Consider the following 17,918-nt stretch of genomic DNA (forward strand, 5'->3'; position numbering starts at 1 on the left):
TCACATCATCAGAGGAAGACAGTTGTCCATCGAGATCGCCAACGAGTCGGGTGTCGACGTCGACACCGACGCCGTACTCGCCGTCGCGCGGCACGCGCTCGACGAGATGGGGGTCAACCCCCTCGCCGAGCTGTCCGTGCTGCTCGTCGACATCGAATACATGTCGGAGCTGAACCACCGCTGGATGGGCGGCGACGGTCCGACCGACGTGCTCGCCTTCCCCATGGACGAGGGCAGCGTCGACCACGGCCCCGGCGAGAGCACTCCGGCCGGCGGTGAGCCGGCCCTGCTCGGCGACATCGTGCTCTGCCCGGAGGTGGCGGCCAAGCAGGCCGCCGCGGCCGGGCACTCGGCTGCCGACGAGCTGCACCTGCTCACCGTGCACGGCGTGCTGCACCTGCTGGGCTACGACCACGCCGAGCCCGAGGAGGAGCGGGAGATGTTCGGCCTCCAGGCCCGGCTGCTGGCCAGCTGGCGGTCGACCCGGTCGCGGTGATGGACACCTTGGCGGCGGTCCGCGCCCCCGCCGGTCTGCCCGATCTCCAACTCCTGGTCTTCGCCGCCGGGCTGGTGGTGCTCGCCGGCCTGATCGCGATGACCGAGGCGGCGCTGGCGGCGGTCTCCCCGGCCCGCGCCGCCGAGCTGACCCGGGACGGCGCACGCGGCGGGCGTGCCCTCCAGGCGGTCGCCGGTGACGTGGTCCGCCATCTGAACCTGCTGCTCCTGCTGCGTCTGCTGGCCGAGCTGACCGCCACCACGCTCGTCGCGCTGGTGGCTGTCGACACGTTCGGCGCGGGCTGGCGGGCGGCGCTGGTGACCGCCGGCGCGATGACGGTGGTGAGCTTCGTCGTGGTCGGCGTCGGTCCGCGTACGCTCGGCCGCCAGCACGCGTACGCGGTCGGCCGCGCGGTCGCGCCGCTGGTGCGCTGGCTGGGCCGCGCGCTCAACCCGCTGGCGTCGCTGCTGATCCTGATCGGCAACGCGGTCACCCCCGGCAAGGGCTTCCGCGAGGGGCCGTTCGCGACCCAGGTGGAGCTGCGGGAGCTGGTCGACCTGGCCGAGCAGCGCGGCGTGGTGGAGCACGGCGAACGCCAGATGATCCACTCGGTTTTCGCGCTCGGCGACACCATCGCCCGCGAGGTGATGGTGCCGCGTACCGAGATGGTGTGGATCGAGGAACGCAAGACGCTCGCGCAGGCGCTGGCGTTGTTCCTGCGCTCCGGCTTCTCCCGCATCCCGGTGATCGGCGAGAACGTCGACGACGTGCTCGGAGTGCTCTACCTCAAGGATCTGATCCGGCGGGTCCAGGGCGACCAGGGCGCCCGGCAGATGCCGGTGGCCGAGCTGATGCGCCCGGCCACGTTCGTGCCGGAGTCCAAGCCGGTGGACGACCTGCTCTCCGAGATGCAGGCGGCCCGCAACCACCTGGTCATCGTGGTCGACGAGTACGGCGGCACCGGCGGGCTGGTCACCATCGAGGACATCCTGGAGGAGATCGTCGGGGAGATCACCGACGAGTACGATGTCGAGCGCCCGCCGGTCGAGCACCTGCCGGACGGTGCCGTGCGGGTGACCGCGCGGCTGCCGGTGGAGAATCTGGGCGAGCTGTTCGACACCGAGCTGCCCACCGACGAGGTGGAGACGGTCGGCGGCCTGCTCGCCCAGGCGCTCGGCCGGGTGCCCATCCCGGGCGCCGAGGCCGAGGTGGCCGGGCTGCGGCTGGTGGCCGAGGGCACCACCGGCCGGCGCAACCGGATCGACACGGTTCTGGTGAGCCGGGTCGACCGGGGTGACGCGCCGGAGGGCACCAACCGAAGCGAGCCGCCCGACTCGCGTGGCGACAACAACCGTTCCGAGGAGAGGCAACCCGCCGATGCCTGAGTCACCCGCCGTACCGGCTGCCCTGCCCACCCCCGCCGATCCGGCGGAGCTGAGCGCCGAGGACGCCAAGCTCGTCGTCCTGGCCCGGGGCGCGCGGAGCCGGGTGGCGGCCGTGGAGGGCGCCGCGGTCCGCGACCAGGACGGCCGGACGTACGCGGCGGCCAGCGTGGCGCTGCCGTCGCTGACCCTGACCGCGCTCCAGCTCGCGGTGGCCTCGGCGGTGGCGGCGGGCGCGAGCCGGCTGGAGGCCGCCGTGGTGGTGACCGAGGCGTCGACGCTGGACGGGGCCGGGCACGCCGCGGTGCGTGACCTGTCCGCCGACGCGCCGGTCCACGTGGCCGCGCCGGACGGCACCGTCCTCGGCACGGTGGTCGAGTGACCACCCCCGAGGCGCGTCCCTACCGGGCCGGTTTCGCCTGTTTCGTCGGACGGCCGAACGCCGGCAAGTCGACGCTCACCAACGCGATCGTCGGCACCAAGATCGCGATCACCTCGAACAAGCCGCAGACCACCCGGCACATCATCCGGGCGGTGCTGCACCGGCCGGACTCGCAGCTCGTCCTGGTCGACACCCCGGGCCTGCACCGTCCCCGTACGCTGCTCGGCGAGCGCCTCAACGACCTGGTCCGGGAGACCTGGAGCGAGGTCGACGTGATCGGCCTGTGCGTTCCGGCGAACGAGCCGATCGGCCGGGGCGACCGCTTCATCACCGGCGAGCTGGCCAGTCTCAAGGCCACAGTGCTGGCGGTGGTCACCAAGACCGACCTGGTCGACAAGAAGCGGCTGGCCGAGCAGTTGCTCGCGGTGAGCGAGCTGGGCGAGTTCGCCGACGTGGTACCGGTCAGCGCGGTCTCCGGCCACCAGGTCGACACGCTCGTCGACGTGATGACCGGCTACCTGCCGTCCTCGCCGCAGCTCTACCCGGACGACATGCTCACCGACGACCCGGAGCAGGTGCTCGTGGCGGAGCTGGTCCGCGAGGCGGCGCTGGAAGGCGTACGCGACGAGCTGCCGCACTCCATCGCGGTGGTCGTCGAGGAGATGATCCCGGAGGGCAACCTCACCAAGATCTACGCCGACGTGTACGTGGAGCGCCCGAGCCAGAAGGCCATCGTCATCGGCCACCGGGGCAGCCGCCTCAAGCACGTGGGCACCACCGCCCGGCGGCAGATCGAGGAGTTGCTCGGCACCCGGGTCTACCTCGACCTGCACGTACGGGTGGCGAAGGACTGGCAGCGCGACCCGAAGCAGTTGCGCAAGCTCGGCTTCTGACGCCAGGGCCGGGGCGGCCCGGCGGCGGGTGATCAGGATCAGTCAGACCTATGGGACATCTCACTTTCCATAGGTGTTCGTGCTGTTTCACAGCCTCCGGGAGCAGGGTAGGGACCATTGTCTCTGCCCCCGGACCCGCCGTGAGCTGATGCGAAACCGCTATCTGGACCTGCTCCGCTTCCTGGCCATCCTGCGCGTCGTCACCTACCACGTCACCGGCTACGCCACGCTCACGCTGGTGTTCCCGGCCATGTCGGTGATGTTCGCCCTGGCCGGGTCGCTGATGGCGGCTTCACTGGACCGCAGCGGTGTGCGCGCGGCCGGCCGCCGGCTGCGCCGCCTCCTGCCGTCGCTGTGGGTGGTCGCTGCGATCTTCGTACCGGCCATGCTGCTCACCGGGCTGCCGTTCAGCCCGAAGGTGCTGCTCTGGCTGTTCCCGATCAGCGACCCGCCGGCCAACTACTGGGGTGGGCTGGCGCTGAGCCCGATCTGGTACCTGCGGGACTACCTGTGGTTCGTGCTGGCCTCGCCGCTGGTGCTCTGGCTGTTCCGCCGGGCGCCGCTGCCCACCCTCGCCGCCCCGTACCTGCTGCTGGTCGCGATCGAGGCCGGCGTCCTGGCGAACCCGCCGACGGTGCTGCGCGAGTTCGGCCTCTACTTCGGCGCCTGGCTGCTCGGCTTCGCCCACCACGACGGGCTGCTGCGCCGGATGCGCAACCGGGTGCTGCTGCCGGTGGCCGCTGGGGTCGGCGCCGCCGGGCTGGCCTGGATCGTCACGCACCCGGGCCCGCGTGGGTACGACATCAACGACATCCCGCTCGGCAACGCGCTCTGGTCGGCCGCGTTCATCCTGGTGGCGATCGGCCGGGCGCCGGCCGGCGTGACCTGGGTCGACCGCGTGCCGGCGCTCGGCCGGGCGGTCACGGTGGTGAACCGGCGCGCGCTGACGATCTACCTCTGGCACATGCCGTTCGTGGTGCTCCTCACCCCGCTGGTCGGCCTGGTCGGCTGGTCGCCACGCGACCCGGTGGGCCTGTGGCTGCGGGTGGGGCTGGTCTTCGCGCTCGTCGGCGTGGTGACGCTCATGGTCGGCTGGGTCGAGGACGTGGCCGCCCGGCGTACCCCCGAACTGATCCCCGGCAAGCCGCGGCGGACAGTGGCCGACCGGGCGGCGGCCGCCCCGGCCAGCCCGGCCCCCGCCGGGGCGGAGGACGCGCTGGTCAGCGTCGGCGCCCGGGTGCCGGCCCCGCGCCGCCCGGCCGGGGCCCCCGTGCGCCCCGGCCCGGGCGGCAGCCCTCCGGCGTCCCGGCGGGACGCGTCCGGCTGAGCCACCACCGGGTACGGCCCCGGTCCCGCGACGTCCGCGACCGCCCGGCCGGACGCCGCTGGCTCAGCGGGTGCTGACCGTGACGTTGCCGCTGGTGGCGGACGCTTCGAGCTGCACCGAGGCGGTCGGGTCGTGGGTGACGCGCACGTCGGTGTCGCCGGACGTCGCGGTGGCGCGCACCCGGTAGCGGCCGGCCGGCACGGCCAGGTCGACGTCTCCGCTCGTGGCGTGCACCCGGGCCGGAGCCGGCTGGTCCAGCTCGACGACGATGTTGCCGGAGGTGGTCTCCGCGTCGATCGCGGAGGCGAGGCGGCGGGCCTCGATGTCGCCGGAGCGGGCCCGCAGTCGCACCGGGCCGGCCGCCTGGACGACCCGGATGTTGCCGGACGTGGTGGACGCGCGGACCTCGCCGGTGGCGCCCCGGACGGTCAGGTCGCCGGAGCTGAGCGTGAACTCCACCGCGCCGACGTCGCTGAGGTCGACGTTGCCCGAGCCGGTGCCGCCGCGCACCACCACGCCGGGCGGCGCGGTCACCTCCCAGGAGATGCTGCACCGGTGCCCGCAGTCGGTGGGCAGGACCAGTTCGTCGCCCTTGATCTCGTACCGGCTGGTCGGCTCGTCGCCCTGGTAGCGGACCACGCGCTTGACGCGTACCTGGTCCGCGGGGCCGTTTGCCCGGACCACGACGTCGCCGGCGCCGTCGTCGTCCACGGTGATCTTGGTGATCTTCGCCTGCTCGGTCTGGTCGAAGTCGAGGCGGCGGAACGAGAGGGTGTCACACCCGGCGAGGACGATGAGGGCGGCGGCCGCGGCGGCGGCCACCACGCCGCGTGCCTGAAAACCCGTGCGTGCCCGAAAACCCGTGCGTGCCCGAAAACCCGTGCGGAGCGAAGCCATGGCCAGCACAGTAGGTCCGGCCGGACGCCCGGCACATCGGGGATCGCCCGACCGTGCACCCCGAGCCGACCCTGAGATCGCACCCGGAGGGAGAATGGCCTGATGGCCGGGTACCGCCGACAGCTCTACCGCGACGACGCGGTGGTGCTGCGTGTGCAGAAGCTGGGCGAGTCCGACCGGATCATCACGCTGTTCACCCGCCGGCACGGCCGGTTGCGCGCGGTGGCCCGGGGCGTGCGGCGCACCATGAGCCGGTTCGGCGCGCGGCTGGAGCCGTTCGGGCACGTCGACCTCCAGCTCGCCGGTGACCCCAAGGGCAACCAGGGCAGCTCGTTGCACACCGTCAGCCAGGTCGAGGCGATCGAGCTGTACGGCAAGCGGTTCCTCGGCGACTACCCCCGCTACACCGCGGCCAGCGCGATCGCCGAGACCGCCGAGCGGCTCACCCCGGTCGAGCGCGAGCCGTCGCTTCGGCTGTTCCAGCTCACCCTCGGCGCGATGAAGTCGCTGGCCCGCGGCGAGCACGCCACCACGCTCGTGCTCGACGCGTACCTGCTGCGCGGCATGGCGTTCGCCGGCTGGGCGCCGGCGCTCGCGGCCTGCGCGGTCTGCGGCGAGCCGGGCCGGCACCGCGCGTTCTCCGTACCGGCCGGTGGCGCGGTCTGCCCGGACTGCCGGCCGCCCGGCGCCGCCCACCCCGCGCCGGCCACGCTGGAGCTGATGTCCGCGCTGACCTCCGGCGACTGGGTGTACGCCGACGCGGCCGAGACCGGCGTACGCCGGGAGTGCAGCGGGCTGGTCGCGGCGCACCTCCAGTGGCATCTGGAGCGCGCGCTACGCTCGCTGCCGCTGGTCGACCGGGGTGCCCCGGCGTCCGGCGCGGTCCCGCCGCCCGGCGGCTCGGGGCCGGATGTGGTCCCGCCGCGCTCCGGCGCCGGGCCCGTCGCCGGTGTGAACAGGGAGATGACCGAGTGATCCGATCGACGAGGGCGAGCCGCCGCGAGCCGGTGCCGCCGACCCCGCACCCCTCCGGCGCCCGACCGCCGGCGCTGCCGCCCGCCGCGGTGCCCCGGCACGTCGCCATCGTGATGGACGGCAACGGCCGCTGGGCCAAGGAACGCGGCCTGCCCCGCACCAAGGGCCACGAGCAGGGCGAGCACAGCCTGTTCGACGCCGTCGAGGGCGCGATCGAGATGGGCATCCCCTACCTGTCGGCGTACGCGTTCTCCACCGAGAACTGGCGGCGCTCACCCGACGAGGTCCGCTTCCTGATGGGCTTCAACCGCGACGTCATCCGCCGCCGCCGTGATCAGCTCGTCGACCTGGGCGTACGCGTGGTCTGGTCGGGCCGCGCCGGCCGGCTGTGGAAGAGCGTCATCTCCGAGCTGCAGACCGCCGAGGAGATGTCGCGCGGCAACTCGACGCTGACGCTGCAGTTCTGCGTCAACTACGGCGGCCAGGCCGAGATCGCCGACGCCGCCGCCGGGATCGCCCGCGACGTCGCGGCCGGCAGGCTCGACCCGGCCAAGGTGAACGAGAAGACGGTGGCGCGGTACCTCTACCACCCCGAGGTGCCCGAGGTCGACCTGTTCCTGCGTCCCTCCGGCGAGCAGCGCATCTCCAACTTCCTGCTCTGGCAGACCGCGTACGCCGAGCTGGTCTACCTGGACACGCTCTGGCCCGACTTCGACCGCCGTCACCTCTGGTACGCCTGCGAGCTGTACGCCCAGCGCGACCGCCGCTTCGGTGGCGCCCTGCCCAACCCGGTCGCCCCGGGCGCCTGACGTCAGGCTTACCGACGCGCCGAGCTGGGTACCGGTACCGGTAGACAGCAAACGCGGAGGTGAACCACATGATTCAGAAGCGGATCGCGCAGTGGGCGGTCATGGCGGTCGCCGTGCCGCTGGCGGCGGCCGGCGCGCGCCGGCTCAGCCACACCCTGGAGGCCCGTCGCGGCCCGTCCGGGGTGAGCCGTCTGCTGACCAAGGGCGCCGACCTGGTCCGGCCGCAGAAGGCCAAGCGTCGCCGGTTCTTCTGACCGCGACGTGCGGCCCCGGTGGCTGCGGCCGGTATCCGGCCCGAGCGTGACGCCCCGCATCCGGCTTTCCCGCCGGGCGCGGGGCGTTCCGCTCTACGATCGGCGCAGGGCGCGCCTCGCGCCCACCACGGGGGTGGAGGATGCGCGATCTCCGGTACGAGATGACTGCTGCCCTGGCCGCCGCCGACCTGGTGGAGCCGGCCCGCCGGGACGCGGTCGCCGCACTCTGCGCCGACGTGGCGCAGCGGTGGTGCGCCGATCTCGGGCACACCCCGGCCGTCCGCTCGGGTGAGATCGGCGAACTGGCGGCGGGCGAGCCGGCCGCCGGATGGGCGCCCGACCCGGACGGTCAGCGGGCCTGGTGAGCGCGGGGCTCACGCCTCCACTTCGGAGCGGTCGCCCGCCCAGAGCGTGTGGAACGAGCCGTCCCGGTCCACCCGGTGGTACGTGTGCGCGCCGAAGTTGTCCCGCAGACCCTGAATCAGCGCGGCCGGCAGCCGCTGCGCACGCAGCGCGTCGAAGTAGGCCAGCGACGACCCGAAGGCCGGTGCCGGCACGCCCGCCCGGGCCGCGTCGGCCACCACCCGTCGCCAGGCCGGTACGCCGTCGCTGACCCGCTCGGCGAACCAGGGCGCGACGAGCAGCGTCGACAGGTCCGGCTCCGCGTCGTACGCCTCCCGGATCCGGTCCAGGAAACCGGCCCGGATGATGCAGCCACCCCGCCAGATGGTGGCCGTACCGCCCAGGTCGATGTCCCAGTCGTACTCGCGGCTGCCGGCCCGGATGTGGTCGAAGCCCTGCGCGTACGCGACGATCTTGCTGGCCAGCAGCGCGCGGCGCACGTCCTCGACGAACGTCTCCCGGTCGTCCACCTGCCACTTCTCGCCCGCGTCGCCGAACACGCGGCGGGCGGCCTCGCGCTGGTCGGCGTGGCCGGACAGCGACCGGGCGAACGTGGCCTCGGCGATGCCGGTGATCGGGATGCCCAGGTCCAGCGCGCTCTGCACGGTCCAGCGCCCGGTGCCCTTCTGCTCGGCCTGGTCGAGCACCACGTCCACGAACGCCTGGCCGGTGGCCGCGTCGGTGTGAGCGAGCACGTCGGCGGTGATCTCGATGAGGAACGACCCCAGCTCGCCGCCGTTCCACTCCCGGAAGATCTCCGCGATCTCCGCCGGGCTCGCCGACAGACCGGCCCGCAACAGGTCGTACGCCTCGGCGATGAGCTGCATGTCGGCGTACTCGATGCCGTTGTGGACCATCTTCACGAAGTGGCCCGCGCCGTCCGGCCCGATGTGCCGGCAGCAGGGCTCACCCTCCACCTGCGCGGCGATCCTCTCGAAGATCGGCCCCAGCTTGCGGTACGACTCGACCGACCCGCCCGGCATGATGCTCGGACCGAGCAGCGCGCCCTCCTCGCCGCCGGACACGCCGGTGCCGACGAAGTGCAGCCCGTGCGCGCGCAGTGCCTCCTCCCGGCGGCGGGTGTCGGCGAAGTGCGCGTTGCCGCAGTCGACGACGATGTCCCCCTCCTCCAGCAGCGGGACCAGCTCGTCGATCACCGCGTCGGTGGGCGCGCCGGCCTTCACCATCACGATCACCGCGCGGGGCCGCTCCAGCGAGCCGACGAACTCCGCGAGCGACTCCGACGGCACGAACGTGCCCTCGTCGCCGTGCTCCGCGACGAGGCTGCGGGTACGTTCCGGCGACCGGTTGTGCACCGCCACGGCGAAGCCGTTGCGGGCCAGGTTCCGGGCCAGGTTGCGGCCCATCACCGCCAGACCGGTGACCCCGATCTGCGCCGTCGCCTGCTCTGCCATGCGTACCGCCACCTCTCGTCCGTGCTGCCGTGCTGCGACCGTATCGCGGTCGTCGGGGGAGCGGGCGGGGACGTCGACAGGGCGTGACCGGCGGGTGGCCGTGCGTCCTTCGCGTTAATTCGGATGCGGGGCGCCCCAGTGGCGGGATAGCGTTGCCGCATGCGTAAGTGACGCCCCACCTCCGAGCCCGGTCCACCGCCGTCAGTGCCGTGGACCCGTCCTGCTCCGGGCGTCCGCATCCCTTCCCCGCCACCGTCGGTCGGTCGCGGTGTCTGTCGTGATCGGAACGCACCGGAGCCCCCGCTCGGCGCGTCCCGGTTGGCGCGCCCGCACGACAGGAGGCCCGCGAATGCCCGCGAAGCGCAATCCGAAGAAGTCCCGCAAGCAGTCCTCGCCGCAGGTGACCCCGCCGAACCTCGGCGCGCTCACCGTGACGCCGCCCGCGGTGGTGCTCCCCACGGAGCCGCTGGCGCCCGCCGTGTCCCCGGATCCGGTGTCACCCGTCGTGGCTGCGCCGACGGTCTCGCCCGTCATCACCGCGGGGGTGCCTGCGGTGGATGCGGGATCGGTGTCGCTCCCGGAGTCCCCGGAGACTCCGGTCCTGCCCGGCGCGTCTGCGACGCCGCCGAGGTCCGGTCCGCCGTCAGGGCGGCAGGCGCGGCTCGGCGGGCGCAGCCAGCGCGCCGGCCAGACCCGGTTCTACGCCTTCCGCCGCAGCTGACCGACAGCCCCATGCCCGGCCAGCCGCCCCTGCGGGCAGGCCCTCTCATCCGGGGCCTGCCCGCGCACGGGAAGATTCCGGCCCCTATGAGGGCCGTTTCCTACCAAGATCTACTCCAGCCCTTGTCGATCATGAGGTTGGCGGCGACAAAACGGGCAACCGGTGCCGTCAACTTCATGATCAACGGGGCGGGGGCAGGGCGGGGCGAGGCGAGGGGGGTCAGCCGATCAAGGGGCGGAAGGTGCCCAGGGCGATGCTTGTGGCCAGGGCGGCTCCGGCCAGCAGCGCGGCACCCGCGATGAGCAGGGCGTCGGCGCGGGTGAAGCGCTGTGGGCGGGCCACTGTGCGCGGCGTACCCGCGTCGAAGCCGCGCGCGTCCATCGCCACCGCCAGCCGGGTACCCCGCCGGATCGCACCCACCAGCAGCGTGAACGCGGTGGACGCGAACAGCCGCAGCTTGGCCACCGGGTTGCGGCCGGCGTCCACGCCGCGCGCCCGCCGCGCCATGCTGATCATCCGCCACTCCTGTTCCAGCAGCGGCACCATCCGGAACGCCGCGAGCGCCCCGATGGCGAACCGGGCGGGCGCCTTCGCGTTCTGGATCAGCGCGTCGGCCAGATCCGTCGGGTCGGTGGTGGCGAACACGACGATGCCGGGCAGCGCCACGGCGAGCATCCGCAGCGCCAGGCCCAGCGCCGTGACCAGCACGCCCTCGGTGACCAGGACCGGGCCGGCTTCGACCAGTACCCGGCCGGAGCGGTCGGCCGCGAAGAGCACCAGCGTGACCAGGATGCCGACGGCACCGGCGAGCAGCGGCCAGGCCCGGCGGGCCAGCACCCGGTAGCGGACACCGAACAGCGGCAGCACCGCGAGTTCGACGGCGATGGCGACGGCCGGGGCCACCGGGTCGAGCGTCGCCACCAGGATGAGCGTGAAGACCACAGCGGCGGCCACCTTCGCCACCGGGTTGCGCCGGGCCAGCGGCGCGCCGGGCGCGGCGACCGGTTCGAGGCCGCCGATCACGGCGCACGCCCGGTAGCCGGACCGTCGTCGTCCGAGTGCTCGGCACCGGCCGAGGGCCGCGCGCCGGGGGAGTGCTCCGCGTCCGGCGGTGAACGGCGCAGGGTGAGCGTCCGGTCGGCCAGCGCGGCCACGAAGTCCTCGTCGTGGGTCACCGTGACCACGCCGTGCCCGGCGTCGCGCAGCTCGGCGAGCAGGTCGACCAGCTCCAGCCAGGTGCGCCGGTCCTGGCCGAACGTGGGCTCGTCGCAGATCAGCAGGCGGGGCGCGGTGGCCAGGGCCGTCGCCACGCTCAGCCGCCGCGCCTCCCCACCCGAGAGGGTGTACGGGTTGGCTCCGGCGAGCCGGTCCAGCCGCAACCGGTGCAGCAACCCGTCCACGGTGGCGGTCACCGCCGGTTCGGGCTGACCGGTGCGGCGCGGGCCGAGCGCCAGCTCGTCGCGCACGGTGGCGGTGACGAACTGGTGCTCCGGATCCTGGAACACCGAGCCGATCCGGCGCACCAGCGCGGGTGCCCGCCAGCGGTGCGGGGGAGTACGCGCGTCCCGCCCGGCCAGTTCCGCCGACGCGGTGACGGTGCCGGTTCCGGGTTTCAGCAGGCCGCCCAGGAGCAGCGCCAGTGTGGACTTGCCGGCCCCGTTGGGGCCGAGGACGGCGAGCGCCTCGCCGGCGCGTACCCGAAGATCGGTGGGGTCGAGCCGGGGTGGGAGGCCGAGCCGGTCGGCGGTGAGCAGCACGTCGCCGGGCGGCGCGCTGGCGTGCCGGTGCGGGACGGTGCGGCCCGGCACCCAGACCCCGGCGGCGGCCAGCGCGTCGCCGTGCGCGTCGAAGACCGTCTCGGGCGGCCCGTCGGCGCGCACCCCGCCGCCGGGTTCCAGCACCACGACGCGGTCGACCAGCGGCAGCGCCTCGGTGATCCGGTGCTCGACCAGGACCATCGTGGTGTCCGGGTCGAGCGCGTTCGCGACGGCGCGGCGGATCAGGGCGGCGCCGGCCGGGTCGAGGTTGGCGGTGGGCTCGTCGAGCAGCAGCAGCCCCGGCCGCAGCGCGAGCGTGCCGGCCAGCGCCAGCCGTTGCTGCTCGCCGCCGCTGAGCGCGGCGGTCGGGCGGTCCCGGTCGTACGGGAAGCCGACCCGGTTCAGCGCCTCGTCGACGCGGGGCCAGATCTCCCCGGCGGGTACGCCACGGTTCTCCAGCCCGAACGCCACGTCGTCGCCGGAGCGGGCCATCACGAGCTGGGTCTCCGGGTCCTGGAAGACGATGCCGACGCGCTCACGCGCCTTGCGCGGGTCCAGCCCGTCGATCTCGACGGTGCCCTCCTGCTCGCCGGAGTCCTCCGGCAGCAGCCCGGCCAGCGCGGCCAGCAACGTGCTCTTGCCGGCCCCGGAGGGTCCGAGCAGCAGCACCCGCTCGCCGCTCTCCACCCGCAGATCCACCCCGCGCAGAGCCCAGCGCCGGCGCCCCCCGTGCCGCCACCCGAACCCCCGCAGCACCACCCCGCTCACCGCCCACCACCCCCTCTCCCGGCCCAGCCTGCGTGATCAAGGAGTTCGCGTCCGGAGAACCGTGCCCGGCGGACGCAAACTCCTTGATCACCGGGCGGGGGTGGGGGTGGAGGGTGGTCAGACCAGGGCTCGGTCGCGGCCGGCGGGGAAGCGGTCCAGCACGCCGGTGTTCGCCAGCGCGCGGGTGAGGGCCACCGCACCCAGGCCAGCCACCACCAGGCAGCTGAGTACACCGAACGCGATGTAGGGCAGCCGGAAGGTCGTCCAGCTCGTGCCCGGGTACCAGTAGAGGACGTCGAACACGGTGGCGAAGAGGCCGCCCGCCGCCCCGGCCAGCGCCGCCGTGACCGGCCGGTAGCTGCGGTACCGAGTGGCCGCGAAGACGCTCTCCACTCCCAGGCCCTGCACCGCGCCCTGAAGGATCGCCATCGCCCCGTACGGGGAGCCGAGCAGCACCGAGACCGTCGAGGCGACCGTCTCGGTGAGCAGTGCCGCTCCCGGCTTGCGGACGATCAGCGCGCTCAGCACGGCCGGGATGAGCCAGACGCCGTACATGACCGACTGGAGCGGGGCGAAGAAGGCGAACGGCCCGTCGCTGCCTTTCCAGAGGATGTTCCAGAGCTGGAACACGACGCCGAAGGCTACGGCGATGACCGAGGCGACGACGATGTCGACGGTACGCCAGCGGTTGCTGTCGGTACGGTTCACGGTTGGCTCCCAGTTCGTCGAGGTGAACCAGGAGAAGACGCACGCCGCGCCCGGTGGTCACCGGACGGCGACGCGGCTGGAGGTCGACCGAACTCCCTGCGCTGGCATTACCCAGATCAGGTTCGAGGGTCTGCGGGCACCGGCCCGCACTCTCAGCGCTGTGCGCTCCCCTGTCGGATGTGAAGTTGTCTCGTCGCAGACGCTAGCACCGACCACGGGCCCCGGCCCAGCAGGGCGAGTGTCGGTATGGTGGCGATCATGCTGGTGGATGCGCGGGGACTGACGTTCGAGGTACGCGCCGGCGGCCCCGAGGGCGGTGATCCCGTCCTGCTGCTGCACGGCTTCCCGCAGCACTCGGGCGAGTGGGACGCGGTGACGCCCGCGCTGCACGCCGCCGGGCTGCGCACGTACGCGCTCGACCAGCGCGGCTACTCGCCCGGCGCGCGTCCGGCGGACGTCGGGGCGTACCGGATTCCGGAGCTGGTGGCCGACGCGGCGGCGGTGCTGGACGCGCTCGGTGTCGCCCGCGCGCACGTGGTGGGCCACGACTGGGGCGCGATCGTGGCGTGGGGCCTGGCGGCGGCGCACCCGGAGCGGGTGCGGACGCTGACCGCGGTGTCGGTGCCGCACCCGGCCGCGATGGGGCACGCGCTCGCCACCGACCCGCGGCAGAAGGTCAAGTCCGCCTACATCGCGTTGTTCCGCAAGCCCGGTACGGCGGAGAAGGTGCTGCTGGCGTGGAACGGCGCCACGCTGCGCAAGCTGCTCAGCGGTGTGGGCGACGCCGAAGCGGTGGCCCGGTACGCCGAGCCGATGCGTGAGCCGGGGGCGTTGACGGCGGCGCTGAACTGGTACCGCGCGATGACCGGGACGGACATGAAGGCGGTCGCCCCGGTCGGGGTGCCCACCACGTTCGTCTGGAGCGACAAGGACGTGGCGATCGGCCGGACGGCCGCGCAGGCGTGCGCCGCGCACGTCACCGGTGACTACCGGTTCGTGGTGCTGCCCGGGATCAGCCACTGGATCCCGGACGAGGCGCCCGGCCCGCTGGCCGAGGCGATCCTCGCCCGGTGCGCAGGAACGGAGGAGGCATGTCGGTGAGCGCCGAGGCGTACCTGGCGGTGGTGACCGAGACGATCGGCCGGGTCGCCGCCGAGCAGCGGCAGAACGTTGCCGACGCGGCCGACCTGATCGCGGCGGCGCTGCAAGCCGACGGGGTGGTGCACGCGTTCGGCACCGGGCACTCCGAGGCGCTGGCCATGGAGATCGCCGGGCGGGCCGGCGGGCTGGTGCCCACCAACCGGATCGCGCTGCGTGACCTGGTGCTGGTCGGCGGCGACCCGGCCGACGTGCTCGGCCCGAAGCTGGAACGCGACCCGGCGGTGGCGCACCGCCTCTACGAGCTGGCGCCGATCCGGCCGCAGGACGTGTTCGTGCTCGCCTCGAACTCCGGGGTGAACGGGGCGATGGTCGAGTTCGCGTCCGTCGTGAAGGAACGCGGGCACGGCCTGGTGGCGATCACCTCGGCGCAGCATTCGGCCCGGATGACGTCGCGGCACCCGTCCGGCCGCAAGCTCGCCGACTTCGCCGACGTGGTGCTGGACAACGGCGCCCCGTACGGCGACGCCACGCTGCCGCTGCCGGGCGGCGGCGCGGTGGGCGCGGTCTCGTCGATCACCGCGGCGCTGCTCGCCCAGCAGATCGTCGCCGAGGTGGTGGCCCGGCTGGTCGCGGCGGGGCAGCGCCCGCCGGTCTACCTATCCGCGAACATTACCGGCGGCGACGAGCACAACGCCGAGTTGGAGGCACGGTACGCGGGCCGCATCCGCCGGGGATCCTGAACCGGTTTCGTGATCACCCGTACGGGGCACAGGCGGTCCTGCCGGTGGGCGTTTCCCCGCCGGCCGTGCCGTCTCCCGGGGAGGTCCGCGAGTGTCCAAGGAATCCGAGAAGCAGCGCTGGCAGCGCAACTTCGCCGATCTGTTGCAGGAGCTGCGGGTCGCGCAGACCGGCGTGCAGATCCTGTTCGCCTTCCTGCTGACGCTGCCGTTCAGCGCCGGGTTCGACCGGACCACCGAGTTCCAGCGCGACGTCTACATCCTGGCGCTGCTGACCGCCGCCGCGTCCGCCGCGATGATCATTTCCCCGGTGGCGTTCCACCGGGCGCTGTTCCGCCAGGGGCGCAAGCCGGAACTGGTCCGGTTCGCCCACCGGATGGCCACCGGCGGTCTGTTCTTCATGCTGATCGCGATGGTCAGCTCGGTCCTGCTGGTCTCCGACTTCGTGCTGGACCGGCCGATCGCGTTCCTGCTCAGCGCGCTCACCGGGTTCTGGTTCCTGATCTTCTGGGCGATCCTGCCGTTCAGCCGGCGCAACTGGGGTGAGGACGACATCGACGACGAGGACGACAGCCCTCAGTCGCTGACCGACTGACGGTCCGCCAAATCGGGCGTGCACGCGGCGCTACCCCTGGGTAACACCCGGGGGTAGCGTCGTTTTCGTCGCACGCGTCGACGCAGCCGGACCGACGAGGAGGCAGCCGTGACCACGACACAGAACAGCCGGCCCGAGTCACCCGACGGCGCGGGGCCGCTGCCCACCGAGGCGGGCCAGGTCTCCGAGAAGGAGGCCCGCCAGGTCGCGGAGGCGGCCCGCGAGTCGGCCTGGGACCGGCCCAGCTTCGGCAAGGAACTGTTCCTCGGCCGGTTCCGGCTCGACCTGATCGACCCGTGGCCCCGCCCCGACCCGGCCGAGGTGGCCCGCGCCGACGAGTTCCTCGGCGCGCTGCGCACGTACCTGACGTCCGAGGTGGACGGCGAGGCGATTGAGCGGGACGCGCGCATCCCCGACGAGGTGTTCCACGGCCTGGCCGGGCTCGGCGCGTTCGGCATGAAGATCGACCGGAAGCACGGCGGGCTGGGGCTGAGCAACCTGCACTACTGCCGGGCGCTGATGCTCGTCGGCTCGGTGAACCCGGCGGTCAGCGCGCTGCTCTCCGCGCACCAGTCGATCGGTGTGCCGCAGCCGCTGAAGATGTTCGGCACGCCCGAGCAGAAGGAACGGTTCCTGCCGCGGCTCGCCGCCGGTGAGGTCTCCGCGTTCCTGCTCACCGAGCCGGACGTCGGCTCCGACCCGGCCCGGCTCGCCACCACGGCCGAGCCGACGGCGGACGGCACCGGCTACCGGCTCAACGGGGTGAAGCTCTGGGCCACCAACGGCACGCTCGCCACGCTGCTCGTGGTGATGGCCCGGGTGCCGGCCGGCGAGGGGCGGCGCGGCGGCATCACCGCGTTCGTGGTGGAGGGCGACAGCGACGGCATCACCGTGGAGCGGCGCAACTCCTTCGTCGGGCTGCGCGGCCTGGAGAACAGCCTCACCCGGTTCCACGACGTGTTCGTGCCGAAGGAGAACGTGATCGGTGGGGAGGGCAAGGGCCTCAAGATCGCGCTGACCACGTTGAACACCGGCCGGCTCTCGCTGCCGGCGATGTGCGTCGGCGCCGGCAAGTGGGCGCTGAACGTGGCCCGCGAGTGGGCGGCGGACCGGGTCCAGTGGGGCCGCCCGGTGGGCGAGCACGAGGCGGTGGCGAAGAAGCTCTCCTTCATCGCCGCCACCACGTACGGCATGGAGTCGATGCTCGACCTGTCCTGCATGCTCGCCGACGACGACCGCAACGACATCCGGATCGAGGCGGCGCTGGTGAAGCTCTACGCCAGCGAGATGGCCTGGCGGATCGCCGACGAGCTGATCCAGATCCGCGGTGGCCGCGGCTACGAGACAGCCGACTCGCTGGCCGCCCGGGGGGAACGGGCGGCCGCCGTCGAGCAGCTCCTGCGCGACCTGCGGATCAACCGGATCTTCGAGGGCTCCACCGAGATCATGCACCTGCTGATCGCCCGCGAGGCGGTCGACGCGCACCTGTCCGTCGCGGGCGACATCATCGACCCCGACGCGGGGCTGGGCCGCAAGGCGAAGGCGGGCGCGCGGGCCGGTGCCTTCTACGCGAGGTGGCTGCCCACGCTCGCCGTCGGCAAGGGGCAGACGCCCGGGGCGTACCAGGAGTTCGGGCCCCTGGCCGGGCACCTGCGCCACGTCGAGCGGACCTCCCGCAAGCTGGCCCGGTCGACGTTCTACGCCATGTCCCGCTGGCAGGGGAAGATGGAGCGCAAGCAGGCGTTCCTCGGCCGGGTGGTGGACATCGGCGCGGAGCTGTTCGCGATGAGCGCGGTCTGCGTCCGGGCCTACGCCGAGCGGGACGACCACCCGGAGAACGTCGAGCTGGCCGACCTGTTCTGCCGCCAGGCGCGGCTGCGTGTCGACGAGCTGTTCACCGGCCTGTGGTCGAACACCGACTCGGTCGACGTGGCCGCCGCCAAGCGCATCGTCGCGGGCCGGTACGCCTCCCTGGAGGACGGTGTCGTCACCCCGCCCGCCGACCTGCCGTGGGTGGCCCGCTGGGAACCGGGGCCGTCCACCGAGCAGGACGTCCGCCGTCGCATCCCGCCCGCCCGCTGACCGGACCGCCCCGGCGGCCGTCCCGCCCGGACGGCCGCCGCGGCGGTCAGCGCGCGATCGCCCAGGCCAGGACGCCGGCCAGGATCAGGCCGTTGAGCCCGGCCAGCACCAGGTACGCCGACGGCGGGATCTTGCGGCCCTTGCGGACGAAACTCACCAGCACGCCCGCGTACGCCAGCAGCAGCACGGCGACGACGATCAGGAAGTACAGCACCGG

The 17,918-nt window shown here is 73.4% G+C and carries 20 protein-coding genes and 1 riboswitch; of the genes, 14 read left to right on the forward strand and 6 right to left on the reverse strand.

Features of this window, described 5'->3' with window-relative positions; all coding sequences use genetic code 11:
* The first annotated feature begins 22 nt into the window (after window positions 1-22).
* The 5 genes from ybeY (at window position 23) to V6U82_RS24825 (ending at window position 4,480) form a co-directional block, all read left to right on the forward strand.
* The gene (gene ybeY, locus V6U82_RS24805; RefSeq protein WP_128136493.1) at window positions 23-496 is read left to right on the forward strand and encodes an rRNA maturation RNase YbeY; all 474 of its coding nucleotides are present in this window, start codon (window positions 23-25) and stop codon (window positions 494-496) included.
* On the forward strand, window positions 472-1,881 hold the full coding sequence (locus V6U82_RS24810) for a hemolysin family protein (RefSeq protein ID WP_181726510.1): 1,410 nt from the start codon (window positions 472-474) through the stop codon (window positions 1,879-1,881). The genes ybeY and V6U82_RS24810 overlap by 25 nt, the downstream gene beginning before the upstream one ends.
* The gene (locus tag V6U82_RS24815) at window positions 1,874-2,260 is read left to right on the forward strand and encodes a cytidine deaminase (RefSeq protein ID WP_120568509.1); all 387 of its coding nucleotides are present in this window, start codon (window positions 1,874-1,876) and stop codon (window positions 2,258-2,260) included. The genes V6U82_RS24810 and V6U82_RS24815 overlap by 8 nt, the downstream gene beginning before the upstream one ends.
* Window positions 2,257-3,153, forward strand: a complete 897-nt coding sequence (gene era / locus V6U82_RS24820; RefSeq protein WP_128136495.1) for a GTPase Era — start codon at window positions 2,257-2,259, stop codon at window positions 3,151-3,153. Before V6U82_RS24815 ends, era begins: the two co-directional genes overlap by 4 nt.
* 148 nt (window positions 3,154-3,301) lie before the next feature.
* Window positions 3,302-4,480 (forward strand): acyltransferase family protein, encoded by a 1,179-nt coding sequence (locus V6U82_RS24825; protein ID WP_334464971.1) that lies wholly within the window; start codon window positions 3,302-3,304, stop codon window positions 4,478-4,480.
* Between the two features lie 63 nt (window positions 4,481-4,543).
* On the opposite strand, the gene V6U82_RS24830 is transcribed toward V6U82_RS24825, so the two are convergent.
* Complete coding sequence (locus V6U82_RS24830; RefSeq protein WP_128139238.1) at window positions 4,544-5,305, reverse strand: DUF4097 family beta strand repeat-containing protein; 762 nt, start codon at window positions 5,303-5,305, stop codon at window positions 4,544-4,546.
* A 174-nt stretch (window positions 5,306-5,479) separates the two neighbouring features.
* Between V6U82_RS24830 and recO the strand changes: the two genes are divergently transcribed.
* The 4 genes from recO (at window position 5,480) to V6U82_RS24850 (ending at window position 7,780) form a co-directional block, all read left to right on the forward strand.
* Window positions 5,480-6,352, forward strand: a complete 873-nt coding sequence (gene recO / locus V6U82_RS24835) for a DNA repair protein RecO (protein WP_334464975.1) — start codon at window positions 5,480-5,482, stop codon at window positions 6,350-6,352.
* Window positions 6,353-6,384: 32 nt separating this feature from the next.
* Entirely contained in the window at window positions 6,385-7,161 is a 777-nt protein-coding gene (locus V6U82_RS24840; protein WP_030274649.1) for an isoprenyl transferase, read from the forward strand.
* 68 nt (window positions 7,162-7,229) lie between these two features.
* Window positions 7,230-7,415 (forward strand): hypothetical protein, encoded by a 186-nt coding sequence (locus tag V6U82_RS24845; protein ID WP_073831832.1) that lies wholly within the window; start codon window positions 7,230-7,232, stop codon window positions 7,413-7,415.
* Between the two features lie 140 nt (window positions 7,416-7,555).
* On the forward strand, window positions 7,556-7,780 hold the full coding sequence (locus V6U82_RS24850; RefSeq protein ID WP_128138750.1) for a thioredoxin reductase: 225 nt from the start codon (window positions 7,556-7,558) through the stop codon (window positions 7,778-7,780).
* Between the two features lie 9 nt (window positions 7,781-7,789).
* On the opposite strand, the gene gndA is transcribed toward V6U82_RS24850, so the two are convergent.
* Window positions 7,790-9,232: an NADP-dependent phosphogluconate dehydrogenase gene (gndA, locus tag V6U82_RS24855; protein WP_334464980.1), complete on the reverse strand. Its 1,443-nt coding sequence runs from the start codon at window positions 9,230-9,232 to the stop codon at window positions 7,790-7,792.
* Window positions 9,233-9,581: 349 nt separating this feature from the next.
* On the opposite strand from gndA, the gene V6U82_RS24860 reads away from it, so the two are divergent.
* Window positions 9,582-9,953, forward strand: coding sequence for a hypothetical protein (locus tag V6U82_RS24860; RefSeq protein WP_128138748.1), 372 nt, complete (start codon window positions 9,582-9,584; stop codon window positions 9,951-9,953).
* A gap of 219 nt (window positions 9,954-10,172) precedes the next feature.
* Here the strand turns inward: V6U82_RS24860 and V6U82_RS24865 are convergent, their stop codons facing one another.
* From V6U82_RS24865 to V6U82_RS24875, 3 genes are all read right to left on the reverse strand, one after another.
* Window positions 10,173-10,973 carry an energy-coupling factor transporter transmembrane component T family protein gene (locus V6U82_RS24865; protein WP_334465016.1) on the reverse strand — a complete coding sequence of 267 codons (801 nt, stop codon included), beginning with the start codon at window positions 10,971-10,973 and terminating at the stop codon, window positions 10,173-10,175.
* Window positions 10,973-12,478 (reverse strand): ABC transporter ATP-binding protein, encoded by a 1,506-nt coding sequence (locus tag V6U82_RS24870; protein ID WP_334464982.1) that lies wholly within the window; start codon window positions 12,476-12,478, stop codon window positions 10,973-10,975. The genes V6U82_RS24865 and V6U82_RS24870 overlap by 1 nt, the downstream gene beginning before the upstream one ends.
* 117 nt (window positions 12,479-12,595) lie before the next feature.
* Complete coding sequence (locus V6U82_RS24875) at window positions 12,596-13,186, reverse strand: ECF transporter S component (RefSeq protein WP_128138181.1); 591 nt, start codon at window positions 13,184-13,186, stop codon at window positions 12,596-12,598.
* A gap of 75 nt (window positions 13,187-13,261) precedes the next feature.
* Window positions 13,262-13,368, reverse strand: a riboswitch (TPP riboswitch).
* Window positions 13,369-13,444: 76 nt separating this feature from the next.
* Between V6U82_RS24875 and V6U82_RS24880 the strand changes: the two genes are divergently transcribed.
* The 4 genes from V6U82_RS24880 to V6U82_RS24895 all read left to right on the forward strand — a co-directional run bounded on the left by V6U82_RS24880 (window position 13,445) and on the right by V6U82_RS24895 (window position 17,701).
* Window positions 13,445-14,287, forward strand: coding sequence for an alpha/beta fold hydrolase (locus V6U82_RS24880; protein WP_334464985.1), 843 nt, complete (start codon window positions 13,445-13,447; stop codon window positions 14,285-14,287).
* The gene (locus V6U82_RS24885) at window positions 14,278-15,027 is read left to right on the forward strand and encodes an SIS domain-containing protein (RefSeq protein WP_334464987.1); all 750 of its coding nucleotides are present in this window, start codon (window positions 14,278-14,280) and stop codon (window positions 15,025-15,027) included. Before V6U82_RS24880 ends, V6U82_RS24885 begins: the two co-directional genes overlap by 10 nt.
* A gap of 91 nt (window positions 15,028-15,118) precedes the next feature.
* Window positions 15,119-15,619, forward strand: coding sequence for a DUF6328 family protein (locus tag V6U82_RS24890; protein ID WP_128138184.1), 501 nt, complete (start codon window positions 15,119-15,121; stop codon window positions 15,617-15,619).
* Between the two features lie 108 nt (window positions 15,620-15,727).
* Complete coding sequence (locus V6U82_RS24895; protein ID WP_334464989.1) at window positions 15,728-17,701, forward strand: acyl-CoA dehydrogenase family protein; 1,974 nt, start codon at window positions 15,728-15,730, stop codon at window positions 17,699-17,701.
* A gap of 46 nt (window positions 17,702-17,747) precedes the next feature.
* On the opposite strand, the gene V6U82_RS24900 is transcribed toward V6U82_RS24895, so the two are convergent.
* Complete coding sequence (locus V6U82_RS24900) at window positions 17,748-17,915, reverse strand: hypothetical protein (RefSeq protein ID WP_334464991.1); 168 nt, start codon at window positions 17,913-17,915, stop codon at window positions 17,748-17,750.
* Between the last annotated feature and the right edge of the window lie 3 nt (window positions 17,916-17,918).

The sequence above is a fragment of the Micromonospora sp. CPCC 205554 genome (genome assembly GCF_036902745.1).
Lineage (GTDB): Bacteria > Actinomycetota > Actinomycetes > Mycobacteriales > Micromonosporaceae > Micromonospora > Micromonospora tulbaghiae.

Coding starts and splice junctions, on each gene's coding strand:
- V6U82_RS24850 (WP_128138750.1), top strand. CDS start 7,556: ATGCGCGATCTCCGGTACGAGATGACTGCTGCCCTGGCCGCCGCCGAC.
- V6U82_RS24885 (WP_334464987.1), top strand. CDS start 14,278: ATGTCGGTGAGCGCCGAGGCGTACCTGGCGGTGGTGACCGAGACGATC.
- V6U82_RS24825 (WP_334464971.1), top strand. CDS start 3,302: ATGCGAAACCGCTATCTGGACCTGCTCCGCTTCCTGGCCATCCTGCGC.
- V6U82_RS24845 (WP_073831832.1), top strand. CDS start 7,230: ATGATTCAGAAGCGGATCGCGCAGTGGGCGGTCATGGCGGTCGCCGTG.
- V6U82_RS24860 (WP_128138748.1), top strand. CDS start 9,582: ATGCCCGCGAAGCGCAATCCGAAGAAGTCCCGCAAGCAGTCCTCGCCG.
- V6U82_RS24880 (WP_334464985.1), top strand. CDS start 13,445: ATGCTGGTGGATGCGCGGGGACTGACGTTCGAGGTACGCGCCGGCGGC.
- recO (WP_334464975.1), top strand. CDS start 5,480: ATGGCCGGGTACCGCCGACAGCTCTACCGCGACGACGCGGTGGTGCTG.
- V6U82_RS24815 (WP_120568509.1), top strand. CDS start 1,874: ATGCCTGAGTCACCCGCCGTACCGGCTGCCCTGCCCACCCCCGCCGAT.
- gndA (WP_334464980.1), bottom strand. CDS start 9,232: ATGGCAGAGCAGGCGACGGCGCAGATCGGGGTCACCGGTCTGGCGGTG.